Annotated in this window: 11 protein-coding genes; 9 read left to right on the top strand and 2 right to left on the bottom strand. The window is 52.5% G+C overall.

Annotated elements, in window-relative coordinates; translation table 11 throughout:
• Positions 1-34: 34 nt before the first annotated feature.
• The 4 genes from dtd (at position 35) to DQG23_RS07755 (ending at position 3,665) form a co-directional block, all read left to right on the top strand.
• The gene (gene dtd / locus DQG23_RS07765) at positions 35-478 is read left to right on the top strand and encodes a D-aminoacyl-tRNA deacylase (protein ID WP_113030248.1); all 444 of its coding nucleotides are present in this window, start codon (positions 35-37) and stop codon (positions 476-478) included.
• Between the two features lie 34 nt (positions 479-512).
• Positions 513-740: a hypothetical protein gene (locus DQG23_RS07760; protein ID WP_113030247.1), complete on the top strand. Its 228-nt coding sequence runs from the start codon at positions 513-515 to the stop codon at positions 738-740.
• Positions 741-1,358: 618 nt separating this feature from the next.
• The gene (locus DQG23_RS42060) at positions 1,359-1,505 is read left to right on the top strand and encodes a hypothetical protein (protein ID WP_158560348.1); all 147 of its coding nucleotides are present in this window, start codon (positions 1,359-1,361) and stop codon (positions 1,503-1,505) included.
• Positions 1,506-1,697: 192 nt separating this feature from the next.
• A complete protein-coding gene (locus DQG23_RS07755) occupies positions 1,698-3,665 on the top strand; it encodes an FAD-dependent oxidoreductase (RefSeq protein ID WP_113030246.1) in 1,968 nt (655 codons plus the stop codon).
• Positions 3,666-3,905: 240 nt separating this feature from the next.
• Here DQG23_RS07755 and DQG23_RS07750 read toward each other — a convergent pair whose 3' ends face one another.
• Positions 3,906-4,334, bottom strand: coding sequence for a hypothetical protein (locus DQG23_RS07750; RefSeq protein WP_146762263.1), 429 nt, complete (start codon positions 4,332-4,334; stop codon positions 3,906-3,908).
• A 203-nt stretch (positions 4,335-4,537) separates the two neighbouring features.
• Here DQG23_RS07750 and DQG23_RS07745 point away from each other — a divergent pair, with 203 nt between their 5' ends.
• From DQG23_RS07745 to DQG23_RS07725, 5 genes are all read left to right on the top strand, one after another.
• Complete coding sequence (locus tag DQG23_RS07745; RefSeq protein WP_113030244.1) at positions 4,538-6,148, top strand: copper amine oxidase N-terminal domain-containing protein; 1,611 nt, start codon at positions 4,538-4,540, stop codon at positions 6,146-6,148.
• Positions 6,149-6,567: 419 nt separating this feature from the next.
• Positions 6,568-7,836, top strand: a complete 1,269-nt coding sequence (gene hisS / locus DQG23_RS07740; protein ID WP_113030243.1) for a histidine--tRNA ligase — start codon at positions 6,568-6,570, stop codon at positions 7,834-7,836.
• A 35-nt stretch (positions 7,837-7,871) separates the two neighbouring features.
• Positions 7,872-9,653 carry an aspartate--tRNA ligase gene (gene aspS, locus DQG23_RS07735; protein WP_113030242.1) on the top strand — a complete coding sequence of 594 codons (1,782 nt, stop codon included), beginning with the start codon at positions 7,872-7,874 and terminating at the stop codon, positions 9,651-9,653.
• A 233-nt stretch (positions 9,654-9,886) separates the two neighbouring features.
• On the top strand, positions 9,887-10,657 hold the full coding sequence (locus DQG23_RS07730; protein WP_113030241.1) for a tRNA threonylcarbamoyladenosine dehydratase: 771 nt from the start codon (positions 9,887-9,889) through the stop codon (positions 10,655-10,657).
• A gap of 116 nt (positions 10,658-10,773) precedes the next feature.
• Positions 10,774-11,046 (top strand): hypothetical protein, encoded by a 273-nt coding sequence (locus tag DQG23_RS07725; protein ID WP_113030240.1) that lies wholly within the window; start codon positions 10,774-10,776, stop codon positions 11,044-11,046.
• A gap of 254 nt (positions 11,047-11,300) precedes the next feature.
• Here the strand turns inward: DQG23_RS07725 and DQG23_RS07720 are convergent, their stop codons facing one another.
• Positions 11,301-12,290 (bottom strand): spermidine synthase, encoded by a 990-nt coding sequence (locus DQG23_RS07720; RefSeq protein WP_238177795.1) that lies wholly within the window; start codon positions 12,288-12,290, stop codon positions 11,301-11,303.
• Between the last annotated feature and the right edge of the window lie 24 nt (positions 12,291-12,314).

Genomic DNA, 12,314 nt, shown 5'->3' with positions numbered 1-12,314 from the left:
GAGAACGTTCTAGGCAGAAACGAGGTTCGCACAGGTGAAGGTTGTCGTACAACGAAGCAAAAAAGCTCAAGTTGCCGTAAACGGCGAAATTGTGGGGCGTATCGAACGAGGTTTGGTACTGCTGGTCGGCGTCACGCACGAGGATACGGAGCAAGATACCAAATTTCTCGCAGAGAAAATTGCGGGATTGCGGATTTTTGAAGATGAAGAAGGCAAAATGAATCTTTCCGTTCTTGAAACGGGCGGTCAAATTCTTTCCATATCCCAGTTTACGCTGTATGGAGACTGCCGAAAGGGCAGACGTCCGAATTTTATGGCAGCGGCTAAGCCGGACCTTGCGGAACCCTTGTACGAGAAGTTCAACATGCTTCTTCGCGAGCAGGGGCTAGTGGTTGAAACAGGGAAATTCGGCGCGATGATGGACGTTTCGTTTACGAACTGGGGTCCGGTTACCTTGATCGTCGAAAGTAAGGCGTGATTTATATGGCGATGCTGCGGTTAAAGCGGGCGGAATGAGGCAAAACTATTGGCAAAAACCTGTTGTCGAAAGGGAGTTTGCCCGAACGATGCGCCAATCCGTCAAGCAAAAAGTCGTCATCGACTGCGCGAACCGTCTGCAATCAAGCGGATTTCATGAAGCGATCGCTTCCGTGCCGCTAACGGCGGATACGGAATTCGCCGCCTTCAGTCCGCTTCATGCCGATCAGCAGCGCTATGTGCCGCGCAAGACGCCGCGCTAACCGATAAGCGCAGGCAAATGTTTTAAAGAAGATAATCAAACGTATAGCGAGCTTTCCTTAGGGAAAGCTCTTTTTCATTCAGCTCTATTCGTGTATTTTGAAAACAAGGAAGCCGTTTACGCTAGTTTCCTGCGCCGGCAAATGTGACCGAATGGGCGGGTTTTCACCGGTGCCGGAAAGAGGCCGCACGTCGCAGCCATTCCTTTCTGCTTCGCAAATGTGGTAAACTAAGGGATAGCGGCCGGCAGGTTGCTGCAAAACCGGCTTGATCCGATTGCTTTCAAGAGGTAGAAGTTTACAAGACGGAGCAGCCCTATCCGGAGCATAGGGATTATGCGCTGAATCTGGAAGTCGTGAAGGAGAATGGCGAAGCGACCGTTAACGGAGCGTTTTTCGCAGCTCACAGCGGGTGAATATGGCTGGATCGCACCGCCGGACGCTCGAATAGGGCGGAGGGGAATCCGAACGGTACGTCGTCAAGCGAACCGTAGGTTATGCGATGCTCAAGATGCTGCAGGAGGCAAAGGGCATCGAACAGTCCTGGGGACCGATGACCTCGTTAGTCCGACGAAACTTGTGCACTATTTGCTGCGTAAACAAAGCGCAGGGGAAACAAGGATGGCATTGCGAGAGCCATATTTGGTCAACGGCGCCAAAGTTCGGCTCGTGACGGAAATAGCCGAACGCCAGCTGGAGGTCATTCCGGATTTGTTTCATTTGGACAAGGAAGTCGTACGATCACACCGGATAAAATCGAAGTTTTGAAGAAATGAAAGGTCGACAGGTACATCATCAATCTGCAAAGCTCTACCCAGGCAACACCGGACGCGATCGGCCGCCATCATACGGTGACCGAAACGGTCGAGAATTCAAGAAGGAATCTATCCGCAAAAAACAGAAGCTGCTGGACGAAGCGTACAGGAACGCCGTCCTGAAGTAAAGGAGAGTAATGGAAGAATGCTGCGCAACAAATGGGTCATACTTGCATTATCGTTCATCATTCTGCTAGGGGCGGGAGCCCCGGTGCTCTACTATAAAGAGAAGTATGGAGGGGGCCTCGTCAACGAGACGCCGGATCCCCAGGCGCTTAACCCGATTAAGACCGTATCGAAGCCCAAAGACAGCTACGATACGATTGTCGTCGGAACCGATCCGGAAGGCGTCGCTGCGGCCGTTTCCGCGGCCCGTAACGGACTTAAGACGCTGCTGGTCGACGGGCGGGACCGTGAAATATTAGGCGGACTTATGACGCTAGGCTGGTTGAATACAATCGATTTAAATCAGGATACCGAGCAAAGCTATATTCCGGGCACTAAGGTGCCGCTGCTGAATAAGGGTATTTTTCAGGAATTTTACGATATGCTTGAAGGAACGTCCTTCGATGTAACGACGGCCACGAACGCTTTTCATAAGCTGGTAGGCAACGAGCCGAATATCGATGTGCTGCTTCAAACGAAGTCGATGGCGCCGATCGTCAAGAAAGGCACGGATTCCGACCTTGTAGAGGGCATTTCGCTGACTACGGAGGATGGAAAAGCTTACGAAGTGAAGGCTCCTACAGTGATAGACGCCACGCAAGATGCGGATATCGCCGCTGCGGCAGGTGTTCCTTTTACGATCGGGCGCGAGGATTTAGGGGATAAGGAAACGAAAATGGCCGTAACGGTCGTATTCCGCATGAAAAACGTCGATGCCGACGTATGGCAAAAAATCCGCAAGTATTTGGATAATGACGGCCTTCCGGGTACGGGCTCGGACGAACGCTCCGCTTGGGGCTATGTCGACTTCAACAGCAAATACGAGCCGGTAAACAAAGAAAGAGTGCGCGTCCGCGGTCCGAATATCGGGCGCCAGAACGACGATACGGCCTTGCTCAATATGATTCAAATTTTCGGCATTGACGGCGCGGACCCGAAATCCCGCACGGAAGCGTACGAGCTTGCCAAAAGCGAGCTGCCGAACATTATCGATTTCTTCAAAAAGAACTACCCGGAATTCGCGAATGTCGAGGTCGACATTCACGATCTGGCGCCGGAGCTGTATGTTCGCGAAACACGCCATATGCAGGGCATGTACAGGCTGACCATGATCGATGTTCTGGACAACCGCGATCAATGGGACCGGATCGGCTTCGGCTCGTACACGGTCGACATTCAGCGTACAGGTCCGAAGGATAACGGACAAGAAGTGATGAAGCCGATCAAATATGCGATACCTTTCCGCAGCATAGTGCCGCAGCAGGTAGACGGCCTGCTTGTCGTAGGCAGAAGCGCGAGCTACGATACGCTTCCGCACGGCTCGGCGCGCGTCATTCCGACGGGAATGGCCGAAGGCGAGGCTGCAGGCGCAGCTTCGAAGCTTGCGATTGACAACAAGCTTACATTCCGTAAGCTGGCGGAGTCGAAAGAACTTATCGCAAAGCTTCAAGACGCGCTCAACAAGCAAGGAATGGATATTAAGCCGTACACGCTGAAGCAAAATCCGCCATATATGTCGCATAAGACGTATCCGGGGCTGAAAATGGCCATCTACTTCAATCTCGCAGCGGGTCGGGGCGAGAAAGGGATCGATTTCGAGCTCGATAAAGAGGCCAATCCGCAGCGGATCGTCAATCAATTGAATGCGATCAAGAAGATTGTTACGGCTAAAGGCACGAACTATATGAAAGGCAATCCGAACGATGCGCTTGCCGTAGTTAAAGGAGACGCCAAAACGGAGCCGTTAACCTTGACGCAGGCCGCCTATTCGATTACCAAAGCGGTCGGACTCAACGTAGCTGCGGATAAGGCGGTTGCCGAGCTGCAGACCAAAAAGCTGCTTTCGAAGGAAACGATCGCTATGATCGCGGACCAGAAAAAACTGACCTATGGGGAAGTTTATATGCTGCTGAAGGATACGATGGAAAGCTTCGGTTACCGGTTCTAGCCATACGCAAAAGCCATTCTTAAGGAGGGATTCTCTTTAAGGATGGCTTTTGTTTACTCGATAAGAGGATTAGGGATGAAACCTGTTCGATGCCGATAAGCGTCATTTAGAAACTCGCAGTTTAAAGTTTCCGGTTGCGATACGGTTCGTAAGCTTTGTTACGGCAAGAGGAGAAAAGGGGGAATCCAAAACTGGAAGCGATTTTGCTGACTGCTTGAATTCGATGCGTCATACCGGACTTTATGCGTCTTGGTCGTCGCTTTCGCCGGCGTCGTCGGTTTGCTCTGCCTCGGAAGCTTGCTCGTCATCTGCTTCTGCAGCTTCTTCTTCGGCTGCTTCATCCACGGCTTCTTCAGCGGAATCCTCGCTTTCGGATGTTTCTCCGTCTTCCTCGGCGGAATCCTCGCTGCTTTCGTCAGCGGGGCTGTCTTCGTCATCGGAATCGCTATCCGGACGAATGAAAAGTACCTCCTCGCCGGCAGCTGCGTTTTCGCTCGTTTCTTCAAACAGGTCGTCATGAATCATGTCGATCACTCCGTTTCTAGTTTTCAAGGGATTGTCCCTTGTGCTAAAACTATATGCGCGGTATGAAAGATTAGAAGATGCGTTACGTAGGATAAAGCGCTTTATTTTTTGTAATGAAACTGTAATCTGTTTATCATCATTCATTAATGTTACTTGCCTATAATAAAAGTCGACCCCCTTTTAAAATATATAACTTTTAGAGCCTACAAGCTTATTTGTAGGCTTTTTTTCTTTATAAGGTCATCAACGCTTGTAAGATGTTTGTAAGATCCCCTGTGGTAATGTAAGTGATGCGTTCTTCGATGAGCGAATGCATGCACTTATAGGATGATTGGGGAGAAACCGGAATGACAAAAAAAATTTTGGCGGCAGCGATATTCAGCTTGATCTTCCTACTGGTCGGTGTAGCTTCAGCCGGAGCCAAAACCGAAGAAATTACATGGGGAGAAGTGAAGACGGGAACGTATTCGGAATTGACGTACGGCGCGCTCATCATCAATGATCCGATGTCGAAAGGCGGATATTCGTTTAGTGAAGGAGCGTTTACGGAGGACCCGGATACGGCCGATTTTGTCATCAATACGTTCAACGATATCGGGGCAAACGGTATTTCCGAGCTTAAAGAAGAGCTTGATAAAAAAACGACCGCCGTTCCTCTGAAACTGAGCGATCATGCGCCGGTCAAGCAAGGCTCCGTCTACTTCTTATCTTTGCATGACGGTTCTTATGCCAAACTGCGGATCGACCGGATTAATACGAAAATGGCGACATTTTCTTATGTGCTTGAAACGAAAGCAGCACCGGCGCCGACGCCGGCCACAACGCCTAAGCAGACTGCAGCTCCGACACCGAAGCCTTCTCCTACAAGCGGAAGCCGAGGCGGCGGAACGGCCGGAGAATGGAAGCCCCCTGTCCCAATCTCGGATTCCTATAAGATTTATCGGATGGAATACGATCCGGAAGGCGCGCTGCTGACAATCCTACAGGAGGAAGGCGATGTCGCCTGGGATTTGTACCGTTCCGAGAACGGCGGCTCTTGGGTGAAAGTGAACGATTTTAAGCTGACGAAGCCGGAGCATTTGGATACGTTCGTCCAGCCAGGACATACTTACTCGTATTATTGGCATGCTTACAATGCGGCAGGAAAAGTGATAGGAAAATCGGTTCCGTTTATCGTCGAAATCTCGCATTCCGGAACGGATAATAAAATCGTCCTGCAGCTCGATAATAAAAAAGCGTTCGTCAACGGGAAGCCGGTCGAGCTTGACGTGGCTCCTATGCTGCTGGGAGGCAGTACGGTCGTCCCGATCCGCTTCATCTCCGATTCGCTCGGCTCGACGCTCGACTGGGACGGAACGGAATGGAAAATTACGTTGAAGCTAGGCGGACGGAAGATCGAAATGTGGATAGACAACACGACCGCCAAGGTCGACGGAAAAGACGCATCGCTGGCCGTACCGCCGACGATCGTAGGCGAGCGAACGATGGTTCCTCTCCGGTTCATCAATGAAAACTTCGGCTTGCATGTCGATTTTGACGATTCGACCAAGACGATCACGATTACGGGAGGCCAGCCGCCGCAATCGGATAACGGAAATGTTTCGGGGAGCGAATCGTCCGAGCCTGGCGTACAATTTTTCCTGAACAAAATTTTCGAGCTGCGCATTCCGGGTGCGGTCGATTACGAAAAGGGCACGGCTACGCCGGGCTATAATCTCGAGAGCTACCTCTTGCTTAATGAGGACGGGACCTATAAATGGGCTAGCAATTGGGACAAAAAGCTGTATGAAGGGAAATGGGAGCTTACTTACGATGAAAGCTACCCGATTCGGATTCTAGACGGCGAGGAAGGCAAAAGCTGGCTTGTAGGACAGGCGAATGAGCATACATGGGGCGGCGGCGACATCGTTTTATGGGATAAAATCGCATACTCCTATAACGGATTTGAAACCGAATAACCCGTATATGACGGAGGCCGCTTGACTTTAGCGGGCAGTGATATTACAATCAATAATAATTTATACCATTTATGATCCGTTGATGGGACAAAGTAATCCGAATTCGCTTCTCCAGAGAAGGAAGCCTTAGGCTGCAAGCTTCCCGAATGCCGACCGGATGAACAGACCTCCCGGAGGACATACCGCGAACCTGGGGCCCTTGCAAGCGCAAAGGGCGGTCACGAACTAGCGGCAATGCGCAGGCGGGCGTTAACCGCATCGAGTGCGGATACACGGACGGTTTTTTCCTCCATGCATCCGAATGTGGGTGGTACCACGGGTGATTGCTGATACGATCTCTCGTCCCTGTTTTACAGGGGCGGGAGATTTTTTGCGTCTACAGGATGCGTTCAGGGAACGAAATGAAAGGAGCAAAACGCATGAGTTTTCAAAAGCCGAAGGGCACGCAGGACATACTGCCCGGTGTCGTCGAAAGCTGGCAGTACATCGAGGCCAAGGCGCGCGATTTGTGCCGCCGCTACAATTACAAGGAAATTCGCACCCCTATTTTCGAGCATACGGAGCTGTTTCAGCGCGGGGTAGGAGAAACGACGGATATTGTCGAGAAAGAGATGTACACCTTCCTGGACAAAGGAGACCGCAGTATTTCGCTCCGGCCGGAAGGGACGGCGGGGGTCGTGCGCTCTTACGCGGAAAACAAGCTGTACGGGGAACCGGAGGTTGCCAAGCTTTATTATATCGGGCCGATGTTCCGCTACGAGCAGCCGCAAGCCGGCAGATACCGCCAGCTTCACCAGTTCGGCGTCGAAGCGATCGGTTCCGTCGATCCGAGCATCGATGCCGAAGTTATCGCGCTTGGTTATTCGTTCTACACGGAGCTCGGCTTGCGGGATGTGACAGTCGAAATCAACTCGGTCGGCAATCCGGCTTCCCGTGCGGCATACCGCGAGCAGCTGCTTGCGTTCTTGATGCCGATGAAGGAAACGCTTTGCAAGGATTGCCAATCCCGGATCGAGCGCAATCCGCTGCGCGTTCTCGATTGCAAGGTCGACCAGCATCGTTTTGAAGGGGCGCCGACGCTGCTCGAGCACCTCGACGAGGAATGTGTCACGCATTTCGAGAAAGTGATGCAAATTTTAACGGCGATGCACATTCCGTTCGCGATCAATACGAAGCTTGTACGCGGATTGGATTATTACACGCATACTGTGTTCGAATACAAAGCGGCAGGGATCGGCGCGATCGATACGATCGGGGCAGGCGGGCGTTATAACGGTCTCGTCGGGCAAATCGGCGGACAGGATAAGCCGGGCATCGGCCTCGGTCTCGGACTGGAGCGTACCCTTCTCATTCTGCAAGCGCAGAACGTGGAGCTGCCTGTCAAAACGCCGCTTGATTTGTACATGATCGCGCTAGGCGAGCAGGCGGAGCAAGTCGTTGCGCCGCTCCTGTATGAGCTGCGGCGTGAGGGCGTGCTGGCGGAGAAGGATTATCTCGGCCGCAAAATGAAAACGCAAATGAAGGCGGCGGACCGCTTCGAGGCTTCATTCGTGGCTATTTTGGGAGACGACGAATTGGCTCGCGGCGAAATTACGGTCAAGACGATGGCTACCGGCGAGCAAACGACGGTTCCGCTTAATGAACTGCCTGCGTTTATCCGCAGCGCCAAGTCGGCTCAAATTCAATAATTATACTTTTCACTATACGAAGGAGGAGCTTGAAAATGACATTGTTAAAAACGCATCATTGCGGCCAATTGAGCAAGTCGCAAATCGGAGAAACGGTAACGCTGAACGGGTGGGTGCAAAGAAGACGCGACTTCGGCGGCGTATTGTTCGTCGATCTCCGCGACCGCAGCGGCATTGTTCAAATCGTATTCAACCCGGATTTTTCACAGGAAGCGCTGGAGATTGCGGACCGCGCGCGTAACGAATATGTGCTTTCGGTAACGGGGAAAGTGGTCGAGCGTTCAGCGGATACGATCAATCCGAACCTGGAAACGGGCGAGATTGAGGTGCGCGTAACGCAAATCGAAATTTTGAACGCAGCCAAGACGCCTCCGTTCTTTATCGAAGACGGCATCGAAATCGACGAGCAGCTCCGTCTGAAATACCGTTATCTCGACCTGCGCCGTCCGGAAATGCAAAAGACGCTGATGCTTCGCTCCAAGGCGGCCAAAATATTCCGCGATTTCTTGGACGAAAACGAATTTGTAGAGGTTGAGACGCCGATCTTGACCAAAAGCACGCCGGAAGGCGCACGTGATTACCTCGTGCCAAGCCGCGTTCACCCAGGCGAATTTTTCGCGCTTCCGCAATCACCGCAAATTTTCAAGCAGCTGCTTATGGTCGGCGGCATGGAACGCTACTACCAAATCGCCCGCTGCTTCCGCGACGAAGATTTGCGTGCGGACCGTCAGCCGGAATTTACGCAAGTGGACATTGAAACCTCTTTCCTGTCGCAGGATCAGCTTCTTGACTTGATGGAAGAGCTTACTGTTCGTTTGTTCAAGCAGACGGCTAACGTCGATATTCCGCGTCCATTCCAGCGTATTACGTATGCCGACGCTATGGGCAAATACGGCTCCGACAAGCCGGACCTGCGTTTCGGGCTTGAGCTGGTTGAGATTACGGATATCGTAGCGGGCAGCGATGTAAAAGTATTTGCGAACGTAGCGGCGGCCGGTGGGCAAGTTAAAGTGCTCAACGCCAAAGGCTGCGCGAACTGGAGCCGCAAGGAGCTCGACGACCTGCAGCCGTTCGCGGCCCGCTACGGCGGCAAAGGGCTTGCGTGGGTTACGGTGAAGGAAGGCGAATGGCGCGGTCCGATCGTCAAGTTTTTCAAGCCGGAGGAAATTGCGGCTCTGACCGAGCGTCTCAACGTCGTCGAAGGCGACTTGCTGCTGTTCTCCGCCGACAACAAGAAGGTTGTAGCCGACGTGCTTGGCAACCTGCGTCTCAAGGTCGGACGCGAGCTTGGGCTTATCGACGAGTCGCAGTTCAAGTTCGCTTGGGTCGTCGATTTCCCGATGCTCGGCTGGGACGAAGAAGAGAAGCGTTTTGTAGCGGAGCACCATCCGTTTACCCGCCCGAAAGACGAAGACGTGCATTATTTCGACACGGATCCGGGCAAAATACGGGCACAAGCATATGACCTCGTACTGAACGGATATGAGGTAGGCGGCGGCTCGATGCGTATTTACAAACGCGATATGCAGGAGCAAATGTTCAAGGCGCTTGGCTTCTCCAAGGAAGAAGCGAACGAGAAGTTCGGCTTCCTGCTCGAAGCGTTCGAGTACGGCACGCCTCCGCATGGCGGTATCGCTTTCGGCTTCGACCGTCTGGTTATGCTGATCACGAAGCGCAACAACTTGCGCGAAACGATCGCGTTCCCTAAAACGGCAAGCGCGACGTGCTTGCTGACGGACGCTCCTGGAACCGTAGACGACAAACAGCTCGAGCAGCTGTCGATTCGCGTGGCGCTGAAGGAGCCGGCAGCAAAATAAGCCATTCCGTGTTGCGATCGTACGGAGCCGTATAGGAAGGATTGAGCTTGCCGCTTAGGCAAGCTCGATTGCTTGCTCGGTTTATCAGAAAGTATATCGTGGGAGCGGCTCTAAACCTCGGTAAACGCGCTTATCCTTAAAGGACGGCGAAGCCGTTTATCCTTGGCAAGATTTCGATACATAAACGCCTTTATACGTTCATGCAGGAAAGGCGAGGAGGGAGAAATCGCAGTATGCTGCATCAATTTTCGCGCAATGAACTGGCGATCGGCCAGGAAGGTCTTGACGCCTTGAAAAACAGCACGGTGGCGGTATTGGGGATCGGCGGCGTCGGCTCCTTCGCGGCCGAGGCGCTTGCCCGTTCGGGGGTTGGCCGTATCGTCATGATCGACAAGGATGTCGTCGACATAACGAACGTGAACCGCCAAATTCATGCGCTTCTGTCGACCGTCGGCCAGCCGAAGGCCGAGCTGATGCGTGACCGGATCCAACAGATTAATCCGGAATGCGAAGCGATAGCGTTACGGATGTTTTATACGGAAGAAACTTACATGAAGCTGTTCGAATACCCGCTCGATTATGTCGTCGACGCATCGGACACGATCAGCTACAAAATTCATCTGATCAAACAGTGCCGCGGCCGCAAAATTCCGCTGGTCTCCAGCATGGGAGCCGCGAACAAGATGGATCCGACGCGTTTTCAGGTAGCGGATATTTCCAAGACAAGCGTCGATCCGATGGCTCGCGTCATCCGGCAGAAGCTTCGCAAAGAAGGGATTACGAAAGGCGTGAAGGTCGTATTTTCCACGGAGGAGCCGATCAAGCCGCGTAAAGAAGTGACGGATAAGATCGTTCCGGAAAATGCGCCGGAAATCCGCAAAGCGCAGCAGCCGCCTTCAAGCAACGCATTCGTTCCTTCTGTCGCCGGCTTGATTGCCGCGAGTGTCGTTGTACGCGATCTGTTAGCCAAATCGGGCGTTACGATCGAGCATTCCGGCAGGTGAGCCGCTGTGGCGCTAACTGCCGGTCTTTACTGACACAGTGCATAAAAAATGCCGATAACCTCCATCCTAATGGTCAGGCTTTACCACTTCCATTACGGATTAAGGAGGTTTTTCTTATGCCGAGATATGGTCCTACAAGCTTACAGTCGAGCAACAGCATATCCCAGGCGCAGGATGCGGCGGAATCGGCGCACAGCGCGGTAACGAAAGCGCAGTCCCATCCTGCGGAGCAGCTGATCGAAGAGGCGTACAATTCCCTTGATACGGCCGAGAACGCCTTGCAGCAGGCGCTTAAGGTGCCGAATCAGGAGCCTGTAGAGCGGGTGAAGGAGCAGCTTCAGGAGGATCGGGCGAATCTGCAAAATATCGCGTCCGACGAACCGCAGTAACCGCCATATGCTTAATCGTAAAAAAAGCCCGTCTGCCGCGTGAAGCGGAGACTTCGGGCTTTTTTTAAATATCAGCCAGAATTTATATGATTCACAAAATTCCTAAGCCTGATTTATCATCGGTAAACGCGCCTGTCCTTAAGCGTATGCTTACGAAGTCGCTTTCTTCGAAAGCGTTTAGGATGGCGAAGCCGTTTATCCTTGCTTCTCGGAGTCTCTTACCGAATCGGAGGCAGATCAAGCAAGCAGACTGCTTATCCTCCGGCTTTTTCGACGAGATCCGCAAGCAGATGATTTTCGTCGGTTTGGATTTTACGGTCATCCCATCTTGTTTTAAAGTATATGGGCATTCGCAGCATATCGTCGATCCGGCGTCTGCTTAAATGCTTGGCCGGCAGCTTTAGCCGTATATCGCGTTTGTTGACAGGCATAACCGTGGCGAGACAAAAACCCCAATCGACGCCGAGCTCGACGATGAAGTCGTAATGATAAGGGATGACGTGGAAACCGGCGGCTTTGAGCGTCGCTTGAATGGCGCGGAAATATTCCGGCATTTCGGAAGCGGCGGAGCATGCGACGGCGACCGCGCCGCCCGGCTCCAAGCGGGTTTTGAGCAAGCGATAAAACTCGACGCTGAACAAACGCCGCAGCTCGGGGTATCTCCTGCTAGGGTCGGGCAGATCGATCACGATAACATCCCAAGTTTCGGACGTTTGTTCCAGATAAGCGCGTCCGTCTTGAATGCGCGTCCGGACCTTCGGATTATTCAAAGAGCCTTTGTTAAACTTGACGAGCGGCTCCAGCGTTTTTCCCATATGCATGATGGCAGGATCGACGTCGATGGCGACGATTTCGGTTACTTCGGAATATCGGAGCGCTTCCCTGGTCGTAATCCCGCCTCCCGAGCCGATGATGAGAATACGTTCGTGAAGCTCCGCAACGGCAGCCGGAATATGAACGATCGCTTCCGCGAACTTGTCGTCCTCCGCCGTCGTGCTGAACATTTCGCTTCCATCGGCGAAAACGTGATAATCGCCTTCATACTCGATCAGGGCAACCTTTTGCGCGGGCGTTTTGAATTTGGCCAATACTTTATAGGGACCGTTCGGCTCCTCATCTCTCGAAATGTAATCGCGGATCGAGCCCGGACCGAATTGCCGCCAGTACATCCAGACAGCGCCTTCGGCAACGAGAATAAACAGAACGCCTCCGATAAACCATAACCATTGCGTTATATCAATCAATGCACTCCCTCCTTCTAGCATTTA

The sequence above is a fragment of the Paenibacillus contaminans genome (assembly GCF_003285015.1).
Taxonomy (GTDB): Bacteria; Bacillota; Bacilli; order Paenibacillales; family NBRC-103111; genus Paenibacillus_V; species Paenibacillus_V contaminans.
Note: the sequence above shows the minus strand (reverse complement) of the source record. Positions and strands in the feature narration are given on the sequence as shown.